Here is a 21,518-nt window from a genome sequence, read left to right as displayed (position 1 = left end):
TCGGCCCATCGGCGTGCCGAAGCGTCGTGCCGCAGGGCAGAGTGTCCCCATGGAGCCCGTCTACTCGTCCGTCATCGGTTTCGCCCGCGGGGTGTTCGCGATGCAGGGGCTGAAGTTCACCGTCCTCGGCGACGACAACGTCCCGCGCACCGGGGGAGCGGTGATGACGATCAACCACACCGGCTACATGGACTTCGCCTACGCCGGGCTCGCAGCCCGGAAGTCCGACCGGCTCGTGCGGTTCATGGCCAAGGACGGCGTCTTCTCGCACGCCGTCAGCGGCCCGCTCATGCGCGGGATGCACCACATCCCCGTCGACCGCACCGCGGGTGCGGCGTCGTACGCCGCAGCGGTCGACGTGCTCCGGGCCGGAGAGATCGTCGGCGTCTTCCCCGAGGCCACGATCTCGCGCTCGTTCGAGCTCAAGGAGTTCAAGACCGGTGCCGCGCGGATGGCCAAGGAGGCCGGCGTGCCGATCCTGCCGGTCGTCATCTGGGGCTCCCAGCGCGTGTGGACCAAGGGCCACCCCAAGCGGCTCGGCCGCACCAACGTGCCGATCCTCATCAACGTGGGTGAGCCGATCGCGGTGGCGCCCGACGCCGACCCCGAGGCCGTCACCCTGCAGTACAAGGCGGTCATGGCCGACCTGCTCGCCGTCGCCCGGGCCGCCTACGAACCCCTCACCGGACCCGACCTCAAGTTCCTGCCGGCGAGCATGGGCGGCACCGCGCCGACGCTGGCCGAGGCGACCCGCCTCGACGAGGCCGAGGCCGTGGAGCGGCGGCGCCGGGCCGACGAGCAGCGCGGCTTCCCCACCGACTGAGCACCGGACCGGACGGTTCGGGGGAGCGCCCCGCCGCCGGTAGCCTTCCGGGCATGGCTCGTCAGGCACGTCAGCGCGTCCCCGAGGGTCCGGCACCGGACCCCGCGGTCCAGAAGCTCCGGATCCGCTACACGAAGCGGGGGCGGCTGCGGTTCACCTCGAGCCGAGACTTCCAGCGCGCTCTCGAGCGGGCCCTGCGCCGCGCCGACGTGCCGATGGCCTTCTCGGCCGGCTTCCACCCGCACCCGAAGATCAGCTACGCCAACGCGGCGGCCACGGGCACGGGCAGCGAGGCGGAGTACTTCGAGATCTCGGTGACGCAGCGGGTCGAGCCCGAGTCGGTCCGGGTCGCGCTCGACGAGGCACTGCCCGAGGGGATCGACATCCTCCAGGTCGTCGAGGCCGCTCCCGGGGCGCTCGCCGACCGTCTCGAGGCGAGCGACTGGCTGCTCGAGTTCGCCGGGGTGCCGGTCGAGCGCCTCGACGCGGCCGTGACCGCCCTCCTGGAGCGCGACATGGCCGAGGTGACCCGCCTGACGAAGGCGGGTCCACGCACCTTCGACGTGCGTGGCGCGATCGTCGCCGCACGCGTGCTGACCCCCGCCGACGCGCTCGACGACACGGTCACGACTCACGTAGTAGGGACCGACTGTGCGATACTGCGCATGGTCGTACGGCACACCACACCTGCTGTACGCCCCGACGACATTCTGACCGCGCTGCGTGAGATCGCCGACCTGCAGCCTCCGCGCCCCCCACTGGTGACGCGACTGGCGCAGGGACCGCTCGACACCGCAAACGTGCGGGTGACCGACCCGCTGGAATGACCTGCCAGGTCATGACGACGAAATGGTTGCCGACCAGGACGCCGACGGCATTCGATCACGGGGCCGCGCCCAGCGCGAACCGTTTTCAGATGTAGCGAGACGACTTCCGTCCCGTCGCAGACGCGGCGCGACGACTGCAACCGCACTCGTGCGGTGTCGACGGCCCCGGCCGCGTGTGGGTCGCACCGCACCTGACGGGAGGCTGCCTGATGGCACCCAACGACACCACCACCGGCGACGACGCCACGCTGTTCCCCTCCGAGCAGGGCGGCCAGCAGGGCAACGAGACCTCGCAGGCCGACGCCACCCCGGCTGCTGAGGCTCCGGCACCGCGTCGCCGCGCCTCGCGCCGCACGACGAAGAAGGCCACGACGATCGTGCCGTCGGCCGAGATCCCGACCGAGGTCCCGACCGAGGCGCCGGCGAGCACGTCCGACGTCGCGGCACCCGAGGCCCTCGCCACAGGCGAGACCACGACCGGCGACGCCACGGACCCCGCCCCGGCCACCGAGGCCAAGCGCCCGGCCCGCAAGCGCGCCACGCGCAAGAAGGCGCAGCCCGCCGAGTCCACCGAGACCGTGACCGAGGCCCCCGAGACCGCGGCCGCGCCCGCCGAGGCCCCCGAGGCGCCTCAGGCCCGGAAGGCTCCGAGGGCCGCCCGGGCCACGAAGCGCGGGTCGCGCGCCAAGGCCGACCGGGCCAGTGCCGCCGTGGAGGAGCTCGTCGCCGGTGCGCTCACTGACACGGACACCGACACCGCTGCACCGGCAGCGTCCGAGGCCGCCGCACCGGCCGACGCCTCGGTGATCGACCTCTCCGCCCTCATCGACGTCGAGGCCCTCGACGAGACCGAGGACACCGGCGAGGCCCCGGCGGCCGGCGACGGTGACGCCGACGACGCTCGCCCGGGCGTCGTCGTCCCCAGCTTCAGCGTGCTCTTCCAGGCGCCCGACGCCAGCCAGGCCGTGCCGACCCGCCGTCGCCGCGGGACCCCGCCGCCCGAGGCCGAGGAGCCGACCCCCGACGTCGAGGACGACGAGGCCCGCGTGGCTGCCGAGGACCAGACCGACGTGGACGAGCAGTCGGACGAGCAGCCCGACGAGGAGAGCAGCCCCCGTCGGTCGCGCCGCCGCCGCGGAGGCAAGGGCCGTCGTGGCCGGGCCACCGACGACGACGACACGCAGGACCAGCCGGCCGACGCCGACGACTCCCGCGAGTCGCGTGGCTCGGGTGACGCCCGCGGTGGGTCCGCCGAGGGTGCGGACGACGCCGGCGACGACACCGAGGTCGACTCCGAGGGCGACTCCGACGACGAGGGCGGCTCGAGCCGTCGTCGCCGTCGTCGCCGTCGTGCGGGCTCCGCCCCGGACTCCGGTGACGACACCCCCAACGTCTCGACCCGGGTGCGCCAGCCACGCACCCAGAGCGACGAGCCGGTGGCCGTCAAGGGCTCGACCCGCCTCGAGGCGAAGAAGCAGCGCCGTCGCGAGGGCCGCGAGGCCGGGCGACGCCGCACGATCATCACGGAGGCCGAGTTCCTCGCCCGCCGTGAGGCCGTCGACCGCGTCATGGTCGTGCGCAACAAGGAGGGGCGCACCCAGATGGGCGTGCTCGAGGACGGCGTCCTCGTCGAGCACTACATCGACCAGGCCACGAACGTGTCCATGGCCGGCAACATCTACCTCGGCCGCGTCCAGAACGTCCTGCCCTCGATGGAGGCCGCCTTCGTCGACATCGGCAAGGGGCGCAACGCCGTGCTCTACGCCGGCGAGGTCAACTGGGACGCCGCCGGCCTCGAGGCCAACCAGCCCAAGCGCATCGAGAACGCCCTCGGCTCCGGCCAGACGGTGCTCGTCCAGGTCACCAAGGACCCCATCGGCCACAAGGGCGCGCGTCTCACCTCGCAGATCTCGCTGCCGGGCCGCTACCTCGTCTACGTCCCCAACAGCTCGATGACCGGGATCAGCCGCAAGCTGCCCGACACCGAGCGCGCCCGCCTCAAGAAGATCCTGCGCGACGTCGTGCCGGACTCCGCCGGCGTCATCGTCCGCACCGCGGCCGAGGGCGCGAGCGAGGAGGAGCTGCGCGCCGACGTCGAGCGCCTGACGCGCACGTGGGAGGACATCCAGGCCAAGGCCGAGGCGGCGTCCATCCCCCGCGCGGGCAAGAGCAAGGGCAAGAAGAAGAACGGCGCGGTCGGCTCCGCGACCGGCGGCCAGGCGCCGATGCTCCTGCACGGCGAGCCGGACCTCACGGTCCGCGTCATCCGCGACGTCTTCAACGAGGACTTCAAGCAGCTCGTCGTCGCCGGCGACCAGGCGTGGAACGAGATCCACCCCTACATCTCCTCGGTCGCGCCCGACCTCGCCGACCGCGTCACGAAGTGGACGGCCGAAGAGGACCTCTTCACCCACCACCGCGTCGACGAGCAGCTCTCGAAGGCCATGGACCGCAAGGTCTGGCTGCCGAGCGGTGGCTCCCTCGTCATCGACCGCACCGAGGCGATGACCGTCGTCGACGTCAACACCGGCAAGTTCGTCGGCTCCGGTGGCAACCTCGAGGAGACCGTCACCAAGAACAACATCGAGGCGGCCGAGGAGATCGTGCGCCAGCTCCGGCTGCGCGACATCGGCGGCATCATCGTCATCGACTTCATCGACATGGTCCTCGAGAGCAACCGCGACCTCGTCGTGCGGCGCCTGCTCGAGTGCCTCGGTCGTGACCGCACCAAGCACCAGGTGGCCGAGGTCACCTCGCTCGGCCTGGTCCAGATGACCCGCAAGCGCGTCGGGTCGGGCCTCATCGAGGTCTTCTCCGAGACGTGCGACCACTGCAACGGCCGCGGCTTCATCATCCACACCGACCCCGTCGACAAGGGTGCCCACCAGCACGAGCAGAGCCAGGGCGAGAGCGGCGGCAGCGGCAGCAGCAACAGCCGCCGTCGCGGCCGCGGCCAGGGCACGAGCCAGGGCGGCACACAGGGCAACGGCAACGGTGGGCAGCAGTCCGGTCAGCAGGCCCAGCAGGCCCAGCAGGCGTCGCCCGCCGAGTCCAAGGGCAACGGCCCCACCGCCGCGCAGATCGCGGCAGCGGCCCACGCGGCCGCGCTCAAGAGCGCGTCCGGTCAGCCCGTGGGCGAGGCGGCGGCCGAGGCGGTCGCGGAGGTCAGCGCCGCTCACGGCTTCCCCGAGGACGAGGGCCCGTGGTCGGGTGACGACGCCCACGACGTCGGTCCCGGCGACGAGCAGGCGACCCAGGGCGGCGCCCACGTCGAGCTGGAGTCCGACGTCACCGACGAGACCGGCAGCGGCCGAGGCGCTGGTGACGCAGGAACCGCCGAGGCGGCACCCACCCCGCCCGAGGTCAGCGCCGAGACCAGCGGCCCCGCCCCGGTCGAGGCGGCCGTCGAGGTGCAGCCCGCCGCCCGTGGCCGGCGTCGTCGCGGCCGCGTCGTCGCTCCGGCGGGCCCGCCCCGGTCGGGCACCACCGGCGAGGCCTGACCTCGGTTTGGATCTGGGCCCTCCCAGCCGGTAATCTTTGTCCTTGGTGCGCCCACCGGGCCCGTGTTGACGGGCCGGTGCCGAAAGCGGCGATACCAACCCTTGATGAGAGAGTGAGTTTCACTGTGTACGCGATTGTTCGCGCTGGCGGTCGCCAGGAGAAGGTGTCGGTGGGCGATGTCCTGCTCGTCGACAAGGTGACGGGTCAGCCCGGCGATGCCATCGAGCTCACGCCGCTGCTCCTCGTGGACGGGACCACGGTCACGTCCGACGCCGACAAGCTGTCCAAGGTGTCGGTGAAGGCCGAGGTCGTCAAGGCCGCCAAGGGCCCCAAGATCGTCATCATGAAGTACAAGAACAAGACCGGCTACCGCAAGCGTCAGGGCCACCGTCAGCCGCTGACCCAGGTCAAGATCACCGCCATCAACGCGTGATCCACCCGGAACCCAGAGACTCACGAGAGAAGGACTGACATGGCACACAAGAAGGGTGCGTCCTCGACCCGCAACGGTCGCGACTCGAACGCACAGTTCCTCGGCGTCAAGCGTTTCGGTGGCCAGAAGGTCAACGCGGGCGAGATCCTCGTCCGTCAGCGCGGCACGCACTTCCACCCGGGCGAGGGTGTCGGTCGCGGTGGCGACGACACGCTGTTCGCCCTCGTCGCCGGAGCCGTGAAGTTCGGCTCCAAGCGCGGCCGCAAGACGGTCAACATCGAGCAGGTCGAGACCGCAGCTGCCGAGTGATCACAGCTGATCACCACTGAGTTTGTACCGGAAGGGCGGGCCCGCGTGGCCCGCCCTTCCGCCTTTCCCGGGCACCCGGCATTCCGGAATGAGGTGGCAGTCGCTCGCACGCTCGCGAGTGCCACCTCCCCAGCTCCAGCCACCTGTGTATGCCGTCCGCCCACCCTGATCTGGAAGAGTGACCCCCATGGCAGTGACCTTCGTCGACCGCGTCGTGCTGCACCTCAGCGCCGGCGCCGGCGGGCACGGCGTCGCCTCCGTCAAGCGCGAGAAGTTCAAGCCGCTCGGCGGGCCTGACGGCGGCAACGGCGGCCACGGCGGCTCCGTCATCCTGCGGGTCGACCCCCAGGCGACGACGCTGCTCGACTACCACCGCCACCCGCACCGCAAGGCGGTCAACGGGCTGCCCGGTGCCGGCGACGAGAAGAACGGCGCCGACGGCGACGACCTCGTCTTGGCGGTGCCCGAGGGCACGGTCGTCAAGGACGCCGACGGCCGGATCGTCATGGACCTCGTCGGCATGGGCACCGAGCACGTCATCGCGCGCGGAGGCCGCGGCGGCCTCGGCAACAAGGCGCTGTCGTCGGCCCGGCGCAAGGCCCCCGGCTTCGCGCTCCTCGGCGAGCCCGGCGAGGAGGTCGACGTCGTGCTCGAGCTCAAGACGCTCGCCGACGTCGCGCTCATCGGCTTCCCGAGCGCCGGCAAGTCCTCGCTCGTCTCGGTGCTGTCGGCGGCCAGGCCGAAGATCGCCGACTACCCCTTCACGACCCTCGTGCCCAACCTCGGCGTCGTCACCGCGGGCTCGGCCCGCTTCACGGTCGCCGACGTGCCCGGGCTCATCCCGGGCGCCCACGAGGGCAAGGGCCTCGGCCTCGAGTTCCTGCGTCACGTCGAGCGATGCTCGGTGCTCGTCCACGTCATCGACTGCGCGACCCTCGAGCCGGGCCGTGACCCGATGAGCGACCTCGACGTCATCGAGAACGAGCTGTCCCTCTACGTGCCCGACGCCGACCTCGGGGGCAAGCCGCTCTCCGAGCGCACCCGCATCGTCGTGCTCAACAAGGCCGACGTGCCTGAGGCGCGCGAGCTCGCCGAGATGGTCAAGCCCGACCTCGAGGCGCGCGGCATCGAGGTCTTCATCGTCTCGGCCGTGGCTCACCAGGGCCTGCGCGAGCTCAGCTTCGCGATGGCCCGGCACGTCGACGCGGCCCGCGCCGAGATCGAGGCCGAGGCCGCCGTCCCGAAGCGCGTCGTGCTGCGCCCCAAGTCGGTCGACGACAAGGGCTTCACGATCGTCAAGGAGAACGGCCCCGACGGGCCGATCTTCCGCGTGGCCGGCGAGCGCCCGTACCGCTGGGTGCGCCAGACCGACTTCTCCAACGACGAGGCCGTCGGCTACCTCGCCGACCGCCTCGGTCGCCTCGGTGTCGAGGAGGAGCTCTACAAGGTCGGCGCCGTCGCCGGCGACACGGTCGTCATCGGCACCGCCGAGGACGCGGTCGTCTTCGACTGGGAGCCGACCCTGCAGGCCGGCGCCGAGCTGCTCGGCTCGCGCGGGACCGACCTTCGCCTGGCGGAGTCCTCGCGACCGACGCGTGACGAGAAGCGCGAGGCGCAGAAGGACCGCTACGCGGCTCGCGCGGCCACGCAGGACGAGCTCGAGGCCGAGCGCCGTTCCGGGCTGTGGCACGTCGCCGCCGACGAGGACGACGACGACTGAGTCGTCCGTACCCCTCCTGCGGCAACACACCGAAGGCAACACACCGAAGGCAACACACCGAAGGCAACACACCGAATAGGTCACAACGCAACGGAATCCGATCTCGGTGAGTTGCGACCTGCACGGTGTGTTGTGCCGGGGGGCTGGGGTTGGTCCCGAGGTCCACGAGGACCGCGCCCCCCGCGAGGGGTGACCGCCTACAGTGTCGGCATGAGCTCGTGGGGCGCGCTGCTGCGTCGCGGTCACCTCGGCACCGAGGCCGACCGCGCGACGTACCGCACCCTGCACACGGCGCTGCTCGCGTCGCCGCCGCTGCGGATGGGCCTGACACCCGCGGCCGCCGAGCGCTCGCTCAGGCACCTGCGCTCGCTCCTCGGGGCGCCGGCCGTGGCGATGACAGACACGAGCGGCCTGCTCGCGTGGGAGGGCGGTCGCTCGCACCATGCCCACCAGCCCGCCGTCATCTCGGCCGGCACGCTCGGCCACGGACGCACGACCGTCGTCGACGGCGCGGACGTCGCGTGCGCCGAGCCCTCGTGCATCGTGCGCCAGGCCATCGTCGCCCCGCTCGACGTCGACGAGAAGGTCGTCGGGACGCTCCAGGTGTTCACCGGCCGCGCCTCAGCGGGACTCGTCCGCGCGACGAACGAGGTGGCGCGCTGGGTCTCCGGCCAGCTCGAGCTGGCCGAGCTGGACGCCTCACGCACGCGCCTCATGGAGGCCGAGGTGCGGGCCCTGCGTGCGCAGATCAGCCCGCACTTCATCTACAACTCGCTGACAGCCATCGCGTCGTTCACGCGCACCGACCCCGAGCGCGCCCGAGAGCTGCTCGTCGACCTCGCCGAGTTCACCCGCTACTCCTTCCGTCGGCACGGCGAGTTCACGACGCTCGCCGAGGAGCTGCGGTCCATCGAGGCCTACCTCGTCATCGAGAAGGCCCGCTTCGGCGACCGCCTCACGGTGACGGTCCGTGTCGCGCCCGAAGTGCTGCCCGTCGTCGTGCCTTTCCTGTGCCTCCAGCCCCTCGTCGAGAACGCCGTGCAGCACGGCATCGAGGGTCGAGAGGGCAGCGGGGAGATCAGCATCCTGGCCCAGGACGCCGACCACGAGTGCGTCGTGACGATCGAGGACAACGGTGTCGGCGAGGACCCCGAACGGGTGCGCCGGGTGCTCGCCGGCGACCCGGGCAGCGACTCCGTGGGTCTGGCCAACGTCGACGAGCGCCTGCGCACCGCCTTCGGCGACGACTACGGCCTCGTCGTCGAGACTGCGCCGGGCGCCGGCACGAAGGTCGTCGTGCGGCTGCCGAAGTTCCGGCCGGGGGTGCACGTGTGACCGGCACACCGGGCACCGAGTCCGCGCCGCTCCTGCGTGTCCTGGCCGTCGACGACGAGGCGCCCGCCCTCGACGAGCTCACCTGGATGCTCGGACGGCACGAGTGCGTGCGGCAGGTCGTCCCGGCCGGTTCGGGGGAGGCGGCGCTGCGCGTGCTCCACGAGGAGCAGGTCGACGCGATCTTCATGGACGTGCAGATGCCGGGACTCAGCGGGCTCGACCTCGCACGCGTGCTCTCGCGCTTCTCGACCCAGACACCCATCGTCTTCGTCACCGCCCACGAGCAGCACGCCGTCGACGCCTTCGAGCTCAACGTCGTCGACTACGTCCTCAAGCCGGTGCGTGACGAGCGGCTCGACCAGGCCGTGCGCCGTGTCGTCCGACAGATCCACGGGCGCGAGCCGGTCACGTCCTCGGCCGACGAGACCATCGTCGTCGAGCTCGCGGGGGTGAGCCGGCTCGTGCCGCGCTCCGACGTGCTCTACGTCGAGGCCCAGGGCGACTACGCCCGGCTCCACACGGCGAGCGAGAGCCACCTCGTGCGCGTCCCCCTGACGACCCTGGCCGACCAGTGGCGTGAGGCGGGGTTCGTGCGGATCCACCGGTCCTCGCTCGTCGCGCTCGGCCACATCACCGAGTGGCGCACCGAGGGTGGCCGGACGACGGTCGTCGTCGGAGGGCACGAGCTCGTCGTGAGCCGCCGCCACACCCGGGCGCTGCGCGACCTGCTCGTCCGACGTGCCCAGCCCCTCGGACGCGCCGGGTCATGACGCCGCCCACGCCCCCGACTCCACCGGCGAGCCCCGAGCCGGCTCGCTCCCGGGTGCGGGTCACGAGCCCCCGGACCTCCGCCGCGCGGACCCGGAACGTCTCGATCGCCTCCGAGATCGACGAGCAGACCCGGCTCGGCGAGGTCTACATCACCTCGCTCATGCGCAGCCAGCTGCGACTGGCGCTCGGCGTGCTCCTCGTGCTCGCATCGACGCTGGGGCTCCTGCCGCTGCTCTTCACGGCCGTGCCGGGCATCTCGGACGTCCACGTGCTCGGGGCGCCCCTGCCGTGGATGCTGCTCACGGTCGTCGCGTTCGCCGAGATCATCGGCCTCGGTTGGTTCTACGTGCGGCGGTCCGAGCGCAACGAGGACACCTTCAGCGACCTGCTCGACGGTCGATGAGCCGGGTGGGCCGCCGGTGAACAACTCCGCGAGCATCGTCGCCGTCATCCTCGTGTCGATCGCGTCGCTCGTCGTCGGCGCCTTCGGGCTGCGCCTCTCGCGGACCATGAGCGACTTCTACGTCGCCTCGCGCGGGGTCAGCCCGGTGCTCAACGCGTCGGCCATCAGCGGCGAGTACCTCTCTGCCGCATCGTTCCTCGGGGTCGCGGGACTCATCCTGGCTCGCGGTGTCGACATGCTGTGGCTGCCGATCGGCTGGACCGCGGGCTACCTCCTGCTGCTCGTCTTCGTCGCGGCGCCGCTGCGTCGGTCGGGGGCCTACACGCTGCCCGACTTCGCCCAGCTGCGCCTCGAGTCCGTCGTGGCCCGCCGCGTGTCGAGCCTGCTCGTCGTCGCGATCGGCCTGCTCTACCTCATCCCTCAGTTCCAGGGCGCGGGCCTGACGCTGCGCACCCTGACCGGTGCACCGTCCTGGGTGGGGCAGCTCGCCGTCGCGGTCGTCGTCTGCCTCAACGTGCTCCCCGGAGGCATGCGGAGCGTCACGCTCGTGCAGGCCTTCCACTACTGGCTCAAGCTGCTCGCCCTGCTGACGCCGCTCTTCCTCCTCCTCGGCGCCGTCGGCGATCGCACCGGCGACCCAGACGTCGGCGCGGTGTTCGTGCGGGACTGGGTCGAGCCGCTGCAGGGTGACCACGCGCTCTACCTGACCTACTCCCTCGTCCTGGCCACCTTCTTCGGGACCATGGGACTGCCCCACGTCGTGGTCCGCTTCTACACCAACCCCGACGGTCGGGCCGCGCGCCGGACGACGCTCTCGGTCCTCGTGCTGCTCTCCGCCTTCTACCTGCTGCCCGTCGTCTACGGCGTCATCGGGCGCTACGTCGCCTCCGACCTCGTCGCCGCCGGGCGGGCGGACTCGGTCGTTCTCGAGCTGCCGAGCCGGCTCTTCGACGGCCCGGTCGCCGAGGGACTCACCGCCGTGCTCGCGGCAGGTGCCTTCGCGGCGTTCCTGTCGACCTCGACCGGCCTCGTCGTGTCGGTCGCCGGGGTCGTCAGCCAGGACCTCGTGCGATGGGGCGCCGGTCACCGTCAGGGCATTCGCACCTTCCGCCTGACGACGGTCGCCGTCGTGGCCGGTGCGCTCCTGCTCACGGTCGTCTCGGCAGGCGTACCCGTGGCGCACGCGGTCGAGCTGACCTTCGCCGTCGCAGCCTCGACGTTCTGCCCGATGCTGCTCCTCGGGATCTGGTGGCGTGGGCTGACGTCGCGTGGGGCGATCGCCGGCATGGTCGTCGGCGGTGGGCTGTCGATGGGGGCCGTCGTCACGACGATCTTCGGCATCGCCGCGGGCGGCTGGTTCGGCGTCGTCCTGACGCAGCCGGCCGCCGTGAGCGTGCCGCTCGCGTTCGCGACGATGGTGCTCGTGTCGCTCGCCACCCGGTCGCGTGCCCCCGAGCACGTCGCGCAGACGATGGTCCGGCTGCACGCCCCCGAGCACATCGACCTCAACCGTGGCTCGTTCCACCCCGAGCGCTGGTACCGCCGCCCGCCGTCCGCGGAGGTCACGGCCGACGGGACGCAGCACCCGGCATACGACCGCGCGGGGGAGACCGCTCGTCGCCCCGGGACGACCGCTCGTCGCGGCTGATCCCACGCACGGCGAGCCGTCGGCGCCACTGGGCGATGCCGGCCTCGCTACGCCTGCCGGAGCGTCACGTGGGCTCCTACCTTGGCAGTCGCCGGCCATGTGCCGGCAGTGCGGAGCGACAGGGGCGTCGACTCACCCACGGAACCGTCCGGGGAGCGTCGGCGGCAGCAGGACCGCGCTGACCGCCAGGACCCCAGGCACGACCCAACCGCCCCGGAGGTGGCCCCAGTGAGCAAAGAGGCTCCAGAGCGCGTGGTGGACGATCCCAACGTCACCATGCAGAACTCACCCGAGTTCGCCCAGCTGCGCAGCAAGTTCCGCAAGTTCGTGTTCCCGCTGACCGCGCTGTTCCTCGCGTGGTACTTCCTCTTCGTCCTGCTGTCCGTCTTCGCGAAGGACTTCATGGGGACGCGGGTGCTCGGCAACATCACGTGGGGCCTGATCCTCGGCCTCCTCCAGTTCGTCTCCACCTTCACGATCACGATGGTCTACGCCCGCTGGGCCGACCGCGTCTTCGACCCCGAGGCCGAAGCCCTCGCCCAGAAGATGGGAGTGAAGCAGTGAGCGCGCTCCTCACCTCGGCCCCGTCCCTCGTCCCCGCGGCGACCACGGTCGGCAACCCGGCGATCAACATCGGCATCTTCGCGCTGTTCGTCGTCGTCACCCTCGCGATCGTCATCCGGGCGTCGCGCAACAACCGCAGCGCTGCCGAGTACTACGCCGGAGGCCGGGCGTTCACCGGCCGCCAGAACGGCATCGCCATCGCCGGTGACTACCTGTCGGCGGCCTCGTTCCTCGGCATCGCCGGCGCCATCGCCATCAACGGCTACGACGGCTTCCTCTACTCCATCGGCTTCCTCGTGGCCTGGCTCGTGGCCCTGCTGCTCGTCGCCGAGCTGCTGCGCAACGTCGGCAAGTACACGATGGCCGACGTGCTCAGTTTCCGGCTGCGCCAGCGTCCCGTCCGCATCGCCGCGGCCATCTCGACGCTCGTCGTGTCGTTCTTCTACCTGCTCGCCCAGATGGCGGGAGCCGGTGGCCTCGTGGCCCTCCTGCTCGGCATCGAAGGGGCGGTCGGTCAGCGGCTCGTCATCGTGGTCGTCGGCATCCTCATGATCTTCTACGTCATCTTCGGCGGCATGAAGGGCACGACCTGGGTGCAGATCATCAAGGCCGTGCTGCTCATCATCGGCGCGGCGATCATGACCTTCTGGGTCCTGGCCAAGTTCGGCCTCAGCCTGTCGAACCTGCTCGGCGAGGCGACGGCCACGTCGCAGGCGGCCGGGGGCAAGGACCTGCTCCAGCCGGGTCTGCAGTACAAGAACCCCGTCGACTTCATCTCCCTGTCGATGGCGCTCGTCCTCGGCACGGCCGGCCTGCCGCACGTCCTCATGCGCTTCTACACGGTGCCGACCTCACGCGAGGCCCGTCGCTCCGTCGTCTGGGCCATCTGGCTCATCGGCATCTTCTACATCTTCACCCTCATCCTCGGGTTCGGCGCAGCCGACCTCGTCGGTGCCGCTGCCATCAAGGCCGCGCCGGGCGGCGTCAACTCCGCGGCCCCGCTGCTCGCCTTCGAGCTCGGCGGCGAGGTCCTGCTCGGCATCATCTCGGCGGTCGCCTTCGCGACGATCCTCGCGGTCGTCGCCGGTCTGACGATCACCGCGAGCGCCTCCCTCTCGCACGACATCTACAACACGGTCGTCAAGAAGGGGAAGGCGACGCCGGAGGAGGAGGTCAAGGTCGCCCGCATCGCGGCACTGGTCCTCGGCGCCATCGCCATCATCGGTGGCATCTTCGCCCTGGGCCAGAACATCGCGTTCCTCGTGGCGCTGGCCTTCGCCATCGCGGCGAGCGCCAACCTGCCGACGATCCTCTACTCGCTCTTCTGGAAGCGGTTCAACACCCGCGGCGCGCTGTGGAGCATCTACGGCGGCCTGATCAGTGCGATCACGCTGATCATCTTCAGCCCGGTGGTCTCGGGCAAGCCGGTCGACCCCGTCACGGGCAAGAGCCCGTCGATGCTCCAGGGAGTCGACTTCCACTGGTTCCCGCTCGACAACCCCGGCATCATCTCGATCCCGCTCGGCTTCGTGCTCGGCTACATCGGCACGGTCACGAGCCGCGAGTACAACGCCGCGAAGTACGCCGAGATGGAGGTGCGCTCGCTCACCGGTCACGGCGCCGAGGTGGCGACCCACCACTGAGGCACCCAAGCCACGTGAGCTGACGTGGACGGCGAGTGGCCGCGCACCCCAGGGGTCTGCGCGGCCACCCGCACGTCCGGGCGCGGGCCGGCACCGTCGGTGGACGGGTGGTCGGAGGTATGCCGTCAGCCGCTCCCTCGCCGGGGGCTGCTGAACCGGCCGCCGGCGGACGAGGTGTCGTTCAGAGGACGACGAGGTCGTCGCGGTGGATGACCTCGCGCTCGTACTCCGGGCCGAGGTCCTGGGCCAGCTCTCTCGTCGAGCGGCCGAGCAGGCTCGGCAGCTCGGCGGAGCTGTAGTTGACGAGGCCACGGGCTATAGCGGTGCCGTCGGGGGAGCACACGTCGACGGGGTCGCCGTCGTGGAAGGTGCCCTCGACGGCCGTGATGCCGGCAGGGAGCAGCGACTTCTTGCGATGGACGAGCGCGGTGACGGCGCCGTCGTCGATGATGAGCCGACCCCGGGCCGTCGTCGCGTGCTCGAGCCACAGGCGTCGCGACCGGCCGCGGACCCCGATGGGGAGGAACACCGTGCCGACGTCCTCGCCGGCGAGCACCTGGACGACACGGTCCGCGGCCGTCACCGTGGTGACGACGCCGGCGGCGGTCGCGATGCGGGCCGCCTCGATCTTCGTCGTCATGCCGCCCGTCCCGACCTTCGAGCCGGTGCCGCCGATCTCGACGTCGACGAGGTCCTGGGGGCCCCGGACGACGGGGATCCGCTGCGCCCCGGGCCGGCTCGGCGGTCCGTCGTAGAGGGCGTCGACGTCGGAGAGGAGCACGAGGGCGTCGGCGTCGATGAGGTGGGCCACGAGGGCGGCGAGCCGGTCGTTGTCGCCGAACCGGATCTCGCTCGTGGCGACGGTGTCGTTCTCGTTGACGATGGGCAGCACGCCGAGGTCGAGCAGCCGCTCGAGGGTGCGGCGGGCGTTCGCGTAGTGCGTGCGCCGGGTGACATCGTCGGCGGTGAGCAGCACCTGACCGACGGTGATGTCGTGCCCGGCGAACGCCTGGGTGTAGGCGGCGAGCAGGGCGCCCTGGCCGACCGAGGCCGCCGCCTGCTGGGTCGCGAGGTCGCGGGGGCGGGCGGCCAGCCCGAGCGGGTGGATGCCGGCCGCGATGGCGCCGGAGCTGACGAGGACGATCTGGGTGCCGTCGAGGTGCTTGCGCGCCAGGGCGTTGGCCAGCGCGACGAGGCGACCGCGGTCGATGCCGCCGTCGACGCCCGTCAGCGAGCTCGAGCCGACCTTGACGACGAGCCGTCGGGCGGTGCTGATGACGGAGTGGGGCGACACACGTCGAACTCTAGTGACGGGCCACTGCGCCCGCAGAGCCGTCCGAGTCGCTGCCCCCGACCGGTCGTGGCGGTCGCACGGTCCAGCCCCCGGGAACCGTCGGCCGGGCGCGGGCAGGACGACCTACGCTGGAGGCATGTCCCACGAGATCGACCCCGCCGTCGTCGAGCACGTCACGGCACTGGCCCAGCGCGCGCGCACCGCGTCGCGTCGGCTCGCCCTGATGTCGCGAGCCGAGAAGGACGCAGCCCTGCTGCTGCTCGCCGACGCCGTGGACGCGGCCTCGCCGACGGTCATCGAGGCGAACGCCGACGACATCGAGCGCGGTCGCGCGAGCGGCATGAGCGAGAGCCTGCAGGACCGGCTCCGCCTCGACGCGGCACGGGTGGCGGCCGTCGCCCAGGCTCTGCGCGACGTCGCGTCCCTGCCCGACCCCGTCGGTGAGATCGTGCGCGGCTCGACCCTCGCCAACGGCCTGCAGATCCGGCAGGTGCGGGTGCCGATGGGTGTCATCGGGATGATCTACGAGGCGCGGCCCAACGTCACCGTCGACGCCGCGGGCCTCGCCCTCAAGTCCGGCAACGCCGTGCTCCTGCGCGGCGGGTCGGCGGCCGCGAGCAGCAACCACGCGCTCGTCGAGGCGATGCGTGGCTCCCTGGCCGCGCAGGGCCTCCCGGTGGACGCCATCACGCTGCTCGAGGAGGGTGGGCGCGACGCCGCCCGGGCCCTCATGACCGCCCGCGGCCACGTCGACCTCGTCATCCCGCGCGGTGGAGCCGACCTCATCCAGACCGTCGTCCGCGAGTCGACCGTCCCCGTCATCGAGACCGGCGTCGGGGTCTGCCACGTCTACGTCGACCGCGCCGCCGACCTCGACAAGGCCCAGGCCATCACCCTCAACGCCAAGACGCACCGGCCCAGCGTCTGCAACGCCGCCGAGTCGCTGCTCGTCCACCGCGACGTCGCCGCCGACTTCCTGCCCAAGGCGCTCACCGACCTCGCGGGCGCCGGTGTGCGACTGCACGTGGCTCCGGAGGTCACCGGGTACGCCGAGGCGGCCGGGGCGGCATACGACCTCGCGAGCGAGGCGGACTTCGGGACGGAGTGGCACGGACTCGAGATGAGCGTGGCCGTCGTCGACGACCTCGACGAGGCCATGGACCGGATCCGGCGCTTCGGCACCGGGCACACCGAGGCGATCGTCACCGAGGACCGAGCAGCAGCCCGTCGCTTCACCGCTGAGGTCGACGCGGCTGCCGTCATGGTCAACGCGAGTACCCGTTTCACCGACGGTGGCGAGTTCGGCTTCGGCGCCGAGATCGGCATCTCGACCCAGAAGCTGCACGCGCGCGGGCCGATGGCCCTGCCCGAGCTCACGACGACGAAGTGGATCGTCGAGGGCGACGGCCACACCCGCTGACGGGCGCTGACGCACCCGGGCACCCCGGGTGGCATGATGTCCGACCATGGAAGGCACCGAGGTCCGCAAGCTTGCTGAGCTGGAGGACGACCACTGGTGGTACCGCGAGCGGCGTCACCTCCTGGGCAAGGCCATCGCGGGTCTGGTGCCCGGCCGTGCCCTCGACATCGGCGCTGCGGGCGGAGGCAACACCCGTGTCCTGCGCGAGCACGGATGGGATGCCGTCGCGCTCGAGTACGGCTCGGACGGTGCCGAGGTCGCGCACGGACGCGGGCTCGCGACGCTGCGCGGCGACGCGACCCGGCTGCCCTTCGCCGACGGCTCGCTCGACCTCGTCATGGCCTTCGACCTGCTCGAGCACCTCGAGGACGACGACGCGGCGGTCGCCGAGGTGCATCGCGTGCTCAAGCCGACCGGCACCTACCTCGTGGCCGTGCCGGCCGACCCGAGGCTGTGGTCCGAGCACGACGAAGCCGTCGACCACGTGCGCCGCTACACCCGTGAGGGACTGCTCGAGCTGCTCGACCGTGGCGGCTTCGACGTGACCGACGTGCGCTCCTGGAACGTGCTCCTGCGGCCGGTCGTGGCGATGCGACGTCGGACGAGCTCGGGCTCGGACCTCGAGAACCTCCACCCGGTCGTCAACTTCGGGCTGCGCACGATCATCACGGCCGAGCGCTACCTGCCCGTGGGCGGCCTGCCCGGCGTCAGCCTGCTCGTGCGGGCTCAGCCACGCAGCTGACTGCTCTCCGGCCGGGCGTCGGCCACCGGGGCGCCATCGGCCGCGGGGCCCGGTGACGTCCCGTCGAGCCCGTCGAGCCCCTCCGGCCCGTTCGGGACCCCAGCGGCCTCCGGCAGGTCGGTCTCCTCGGGCGTCGTGACGATGTTCGCCTCGCTCGGCTGGGCCGGCAGCGGCGTGTCGGTCGGGCCGTGCGTCCCGGTGTCGGTGGTCATGGAGTCGTAGGCGATGAAGTAGGTCGGGCGCCCCTGCATGTGGCCGTACATCCGGCCGATGTACTCGCCGAGGATGCCGACGCAGACGAGCTGCACGGCCCCGACGCCCGCGACGATCGCGACGGTCGAGGTCCAGCCCGCCACGGTGTGGCCCTGCGACCGGGAGATGAGCGTGTAGAGCACGAGGAGCACCGCGAGCACCGCGCCGCCGAACCCGGCGAACGTCGCGAGCCGCAGCGGCGCCGTCGAGAAGCCCGTCAGCGAGTCGAGCGAGAGCTTGATCATCTTGAGCAGCGGGTACTTCGAGTCGCCGGCGGCCCGCTCCTCGCGTTTGTACTCGACCGTGTCGGAGGGGAAGTTGAGGGCCGGCACGATGAACCGCAGGACGCGGTTGTGCTCGGGGAGGCTGTTGATGGCATCGACGGTGGCCCGTGACATGAGGCGGTAGTCGCCGGCGTCGGCGTGCGCCGAGGTCTGCGACATCAGGCCGATGAGCTTGTAGAACGCCTGCGCCGAGGCGCGCTTGAACCACGTGTCGGTGGAGCGGTCGCTGCGCACGCCGTAGACGACGTCGACGCCGTCGTCTTTCGCGGCCGCGAGCATCTGGGGGATGATCTCGGGCGGGTCCTGCAGGTCGGCGTCGATCGTGACGACGTAGTCGCCGAGGGCGCTGACGAGGCCGGCGGAGATCGCGGCCTGGTGGCCGGCGTTGGCGCGCAGGCGCACGACGCGCAGCTGCGTCCACTCGCGGTGGTAGCGCTGGAGCAGGGCGGCCGTCAGGTCCTTGCTGCCGTCGTCGACGGCGACGACCTCGTAGGTGGTGCCCATGCCGTCGAGGAGCGGTCGGAGCCGCTCCACGAGAAGGGGGAGCACCTCCTCCTCGTTGTACATCGGAATGACCACGGACAACTCGGGAACCATGGGTTCTAGGGTACGGCCGCCGATGGGCTGCGCCTGTCACCTCGCTGTGGGCGTGCTGTACCCGGCACGTCCGCCGCACCGCCGGTAGCGTGCCGTCGTGACCTCCGACGCCGACGACCACCCGCCCCGCCGAGGTATGCCGCCGGGTGGCCTCGCGCCGGGCACGCCGGTCGCGGGTCGCTTCACCAAGTGGGGCGGGGGCCGCCACTGGGAGTGGGACGGGCGCTACCTCGGGTCCGACGAGCACGGTCACTGGTGGTACGCGCCGGTCGGCACGCGGTGCGCCCGCCCCGGCGTCGAGTTCGTCGAGGCCAGCGGCTGGGTCTCGCTCGTGCCGCACGAGGGGGCGTATGCCGTGGGCTTCTACCCGGCCCACCGCGAGATCAGCATCTACGTCGACATGACGACCGAGCCGGTCTGGCAGCGGCGCGACACCGGCGACGGGGGCCCCGAATGGGAGGTCACGATGGTCGACCTCGACCTCGACGTCGTGCTGACCCGCGACGGACACCTCTACGTCGACGACGAGGACGAGTTCGCCGAGCACCGGGTGCAGCTCGGCTACCCGGCCGAGGTGGTCGCGCTCGCGGAGCGCTGGCGCGACCTCGTCCTCGCGGACGTGGCCGGCGGCGACGAGCCGTTCGCGACCGTGGGCCACGCGTGGCTGCGGCGCGCCGAAGCGGAGGAGCCGGCGCCCGACGGCGCCGAGGGAGCCGTCGGGCGGTGACCCCGCTCGACGGCATACGCCATCGGGCGGGCACGCGCTGCGTCGGCCGGGACGTGCGGGCGCTAGGCTGGGCGCATGTCTGATCGTGTCCTCGCACTCGTCACCGAGGGGGAGGAAGCCGCACGCGAGCTTCCCATGCCGGTGATCGCCTACTTCTTCATCACCTTCGCGCTCTTCCTCGTGGCGCTCGGCATCACGTGGAGCTTCCGCAACACCGCCTACAAGGTGCAGCCGCGGCGGCGCGGCGAGGGCACGCACGGCAGCACGAGCGGATCCGACGGGGCCCACCACTGACCATGCGCCTCGGCGTCATGGGCGGGACGTTCGACCCGATCCACCACGGCCACCTCGTGGCGGCCAGTGAGGTCCAGTCGCGGTTCGACCTCGACGAGGTCGTCTTCGTCCCGACGGGCCAGCCGTGGCAGAAGGCGGACCGGCACGTCTCGCCGGCCGAGGACCGCTACCTCATGACCGTCATCGCGACGGCCTCCAACCCGCGCTTCACCGTCAGCAGGGTCGACATCGACCGGCCCGGGCCGACGTTCACGATCGACACGTTGCGCGACATCAGGACCGAGCGGCCCGACGACGAGCTGTTCTTCATCACCGGCGCCGACGCCCTGGCCGAGATCCTGTCCTGGAAGGACGCCGACCACCTCTTCGAGCTGGCGCACTTCATCGGCGTCACCCGCCCGGGCCACGAGCTGTCGGACAAGGGCCTGCCCGAGCACCGCGTCACGCTGCAGGAGGTGCCGGCCATGGCGATCAGCTCGACCGACTGCCGGGCGCGGGTCGCCGACGGCCAACCGGTCTGGTACCTCGTGCCCGACGGGGTCGTCCAGTACATCAACAAGTACCACCTGTATGCCGCCGACCTGGCGAGCGCAGGCACCGTGCCGACGCACCTGTCGCCGGCACCGCCCCGAGGAGATTCGTGACCGCAGCAGACCATTCCATCCAGCTCGCGAAGGTGGCCGCCCTGGCCTCCGAGGAGAAGCTCGCCGAGAAGGTGATGGCCATCGACGTGAGCGAGCAGATGCCGCTCACCGACGTGTTCGTCATCGCCTCGGCCCCGTCCGAGCGGCAGGTCGGTGCCATCGTCGACGAGGTCGAGGACCGGCTGCGGGAGCTGGGCAGCAAGCCCATCCGGCGCGAGGGTGAGCGCGAGGGTCGCTGGGTCCTCATCGACTTCGGCGACATCATCGTCCACGTCCAGCACGAGGAGGAGCGCGAGTACTACGCGCTCGAGCGCCTCTGGAAGGACTGCCCCGAGATCGACCTCGAGGCCGTGCAGGCCCCGGCCCGCCCGGGTGCCGACGCCGCGGACGCCGGCGACGAGGCCGTCGAGGTCGACGAGGCGTGACCGCCGCGGGGTCCGTGGCGCCCGTCGGGCCGCGCCGCATCGTCATCGTCCGGCACGCCGAGACCATCGACAACGCCGCCCGGGTCTGGCAGGGACACAAGGACACCGAGCTGTCGGACCGTGGCCACGAGCAGGTCGAGGCCGCGGCCCCGCACCTCGCCGCCTACGCTCCGGCGCTCATCGTCTCGAGCGACCTCCGGCGCGCGGCCTCGACGGCCGACGCCATCTCGGGCCTCACCGGCATCGGGGTGCGCCTCGACCCGCGGCTGCGTGAGGTGCACGTGGGGGAGTGGCAGGGCCTGCACGCCGACGAGGTGCGCGAGCGCTACCCGGAGGTCATCGCGGCCCTCGACCGCGGCGAGGACACGCCGCGCGGGGTCACCGGGGAGACCCGGGCGCAGGTGGCCGAGCGCGCCGGCGCCGCCCTGCGCGACGTCGCGGGCGAGCTGGAGCCCGGCCAGACGGCCGTCGTCGTCGCGCACGGGGTCTCCGCGCGGGTCGCGGCGAGCGCCCTCGTGGGGCTCGACCAGGACGTGTCGGACGCCGTGTTCCGTGGGCTCGACAACTGCCACTGGATCGAGCTCGTCGAGGCCGGCAAGAGCTTCTCCGAGGTGACCCGGTGGCGCATCAGCGGCTGGAACCTCGGGCCCTGGAACGTCTGACCCGAAAGGCCGCCCCCGATTTTGGCTCTCGGCCGGAGACCCGCTATGGTTACGCAGTCGCTTCGACGAGGTGACACCCGCACGGGGCTGTGGCGCAGCTGGTAGCGCACCTGCATGGCATGCAGGGGGTCAGGGGTTCGAGTCCCCTCAGCTCCACCCGACGAAGAAGGACCGGACACCGTGGTGTCTGGTCCTTCTTC

General features: G+C 71.7%; 21 protein-coding genes and 1 tRNA gene. 20 read left to right on the top strand and 2 right to left on the bottom strand.

The features are described 5' to 3' along the window. Positions 1-49: 49 nt before the first annotated feature. From ASD90_RS17330 to ASD90_RS17275, 12 genes are all read left to right on the top strand, one after another. A complete protein-coding gene (locus ASD90_RS17330; RefSeq protein WP_056759625.1) occupies positions 50-823 on the top strand; it encodes a 1-acyl-sn-glycerol-3-phosphate acyltransferase in 774 nt (257 codons plus the stop codon). Positions 824-876: 53 nt separating this feature from the next. Further along, positions 877-1,650 (top strand): TIGR03936 family radical SAM-associated protein, encoded by a 774-nt coding sequence (locus tag ASD90_RS17325; protein ID WP_056759333.1) that lies wholly within the window; start codon positions 877-879, stop codon positions 1,648-1,650. A 209-nt stretch (positions 1,651-1,859) separates the two neighbouring features. Further along, entirely contained in the window at positions 1,860-5,150 is a 3,291-nt protein-coding gene (locus tag ASD90_RS17320; RefSeq protein ID WP_056759623.1) for an Rne/Rng family ribonuclease, read from the top strand. Positions 5,151-5,275: 125 nt separating this feature from the next. Then, positions 5,276-5,584: a 50S ribosomal protein L21 gene (rplU, locus tag ASD90_RS17315; protein WP_028785644.1), complete on the top strand. Its 309-nt coding sequence runs from the start codon at positions 5,276-5,278 to the stop codon at positions 5,582-5,584. 39 nt (positions 5,585-5,623) lie between these two features. After that, the gene (gene rpmA, locus ASD90_RS17310; RefSeq protein WP_020144532.1) at positions 5,624-5,893 is read left to right on the top strand and encodes a 50S ribosomal protein L27; all 270 of its coding nucleotides are present in this window, start codon (positions 5,624-5,626) and stop codon (positions 5,891-5,893) included. Positions 5,894-6,080: 187 nt separating this feature from the next. Further along, entirely contained in the window at positions 6,081-7,613 is a 1,533-nt protein-coding gene (obgE, locus tag ASD90_RS17305) for a GTPase ObgE (protein ID WP_056759331.1), read from the top strand. Between the two features lie 210 nt (positions 7,614-7,823). Then, on the top strand, positions 7,824-8,948 hold the full coding sequence (locus ASD90_RS17300; protein ID WP_056759621.1) for a sensor histidine kinase: 1,125 nt from the start codon (positions 7,824-7,826) through the stop codon (positions 8,946-8,948). Further along, positions 8,945-9,718, top strand: coding sequence for a LytTR family DNA-binding domain-containing protein (locus ASD90_RS17295; RefSeq protein ID WP_056759330.1), 774 nt, complete (start codon positions 8,945-8,947; stop codon positions 9,716-9,718). The genes ASD90_RS17300 and ASD90_RS17295 overlap by 4 nt, the downstream gene beginning before the upstream one ends. Then, positions 9,715-10,122 (top strand): hypothetical protein, encoded by a 408-nt coding sequence (locus ASD90_RS17290; RefSeq protein WP_056759328.1) that lies wholly within the window; start codon positions 9,715-9,717, stop codon positions 10,120-10,122. The genes ASD90_RS17295 and ASD90_RS17290 overlap by 4 nt, the downstream gene beginning before the upstream one ends. Before the next feature lie 16 nt (positions 10,123-10,138). After that, a complete protein-coding gene (locus ASD90_RS17285) occupies positions 10,139-11,770 on the top strand; it encodes a cation acetate symporter (RefSeq protein ID WP_056759326.1) in 1,632 nt (543 codons plus the stop codon). Positions 11,771-12,046: 276 nt separating this feature from the next. Next, positions 12,047-12,334, top strand: coding sequence for a DUF485 domain-containing protein (locus ASD90_RS17280; RefSeq protein ID WP_200958647.1), 288 nt, complete (start codon positions 12,047-12,049; stop codon positions 12,332-12,334). Continuing rightward, positions 12,331-13,977, top strand: a complete 1,647-nt coding sequence (locus ASD90_RS17275) for a cation acetate symporter (protein ID WP_056759321.1) — start codon at positions 12,331-12,333, stop codon at positions 13,975-13,977. Before ASD90_RS17280 ends, ASD90_RS17275 begins: the two co-directional genes overlap by 4 nt. A gap of 181 nt (positions 13,978-14,158) precedes the next feature. On the opposite strand, the gene proB is transcribed toward ASD90_RS17275, so the two are convergent. Then, positions 14,159-15,271, bottom strand: coding sequence for a glutamate 5-kinase (proB, locus tag ASD90_RS17270; protein WP_056759319.1), 1,113 nt, complete (start codon positions 15,269-15,271; stop codon positions 14,159-14,161). 136 nt (positions 15,272-15,407) lie between these two features. Between proB and ASD90_RS17265 the strand changes: the two genes are divergently transcribed. Together ASD90_RS17265 and ASD90_RS17260 are read left to right on the top strand one after the other, a co-directional pair. After that, complete coding sequence (locus ASD90_RS17265; protein ID WP_056759316.1) at positions 15,408-16,691, top strand: glutamate-5-semialdehyde dehydrogenase; 1,284 nt, start codon at positions 15,408-15,410, stop codon at positions 16,689-16,691. Positions 16,692-16,737: 46 nt separating this feature from the next. After that, the gene (locus tag ASD90_RS17260; protein ID WP_056759314.1) at positions 16,738-17,433 is read left to right on the top strand and encodes a bifunctional 2-polyprenyl-6-hydroxyphenol methylase/3-demethylubiquinol 3-O-methyltransferase UbiG; all 696 of its coding nucleotides are present in this window, start codon (positions 16,738-16,740) and stop codon (positions 17,431-17,433) included. On the opposite strand, the gene ASD90_RS17255 is transcribed toward ASD90_RS17260, so the two are convergent. Further along, positions 17,418-18,566, bottom strand: a complete 1,149-nt coding sequence (locus ASD90_RS17255; protein WP_056759312.1) for a glycosyltransferase family 2 protein — start codon at positions 18,564-18,566, stop codon at positions 17,418-17,420. The genes ASD90_RS17260 and ASD90_RS17255 overlap by 16 nt on opposite strands. Before the next feature lie 97 nt (positions 18,567-18,663). Between ASD90_RS17255 and ASD90_RS17250 the strand changes: the two genes are divergently transcribed. The 6 genes from ASD90_RS17250 to ASD90_RS17225 all read left to right on the top strand — a co-directional run bounded on the left by ASD90_RS17250 (position 18,664) and on the right by ASD90_RS17225 (position 21,474). Then, positions 18,664-19,293 (top strand): DUF402 domain-containing protein, encoded by a 630-nt coding sequence (locus tag ASD90_RS17250; RefSeq protein WP_157623220.1) that lies wholly within the window; start codon positions 18,664-18,666, stop codon positions 19,291-19,293. Positions 19,294-19,368: 75 nt separating this feature from the next. Further along, the gene (locus tag ASD90_RS17245) at positions 19,369-19,587 is read left to right on the top strand and encodes a hypothetical protein (RefSeq protein WP_056759309.1); all 219 of its coding nucleotides are present in this window, start codon (positions 19,369-19,371) and stop codon (positions 19,585-19,587) included. 17 nt (positions 19,588-19,604) lie between these two features. Then, on the top strand, positions 19,605-20,231 hold the full coding sequence (nadD, locus tag ASD90_RS17240) for a nicotinate-nucleotide adenylyltransferase (RefSeq protein ID WP_235506770.1): 627 nt from the start codon (positions 19,605-19,607) through the stop codon (positions 20,229-20,231). Further along, positions 20,228-20,656: a ribosome silencing factor gene (gene rsfS, locus ASD90_RS17235; RefSeq protein ID WP_056759305.1), complete on the top strand. Its 429-nt coding sequence runs from the start codon at positions 20,228-20,230 to the stop codon at positions 20,654-20,656. The genes nadD and rsfS overlap by 4 nt, the downstream gene beginning before the upstream one ends. Continuing rightward, positions 20,653-21,318 carry a histidine phosphatase family protein gene (locus ASD90_RS17230; protein ID WP_056759303.1) on the top strand — a complete coding sequence of 222 codons (666 nt, stop codon included), beginning with the start codon at positions 20,653-20,655 and terminating at the stop codon, positions 21,316-21,318. The genes rsfS and ASD90_RS17230 overlap by 4 nt, the downstream gene beginning before the upstream one ends. Before the next feature lie 83 nt (positions 21,319-21,401). Continuing rightward, positions 21,402-21,474 (top strand) — tRNA-Ala (locus ASD90_RS17225). The last annotated feature ends 44 nt before the right edge of the window (positions 21,475-21,518 follow it).

Source organism: Terrabacter sp. Root181 (genome assembly GCF_001428505.1).
Lineage (GTDB): Bacteria > Actinomycetota > Actinomycetes > Actinomycetales > Dermatophilaceae > Terrabacter.
This window is presented reverse-complemented; position numbering and strand designations above follow the sequence as displayed.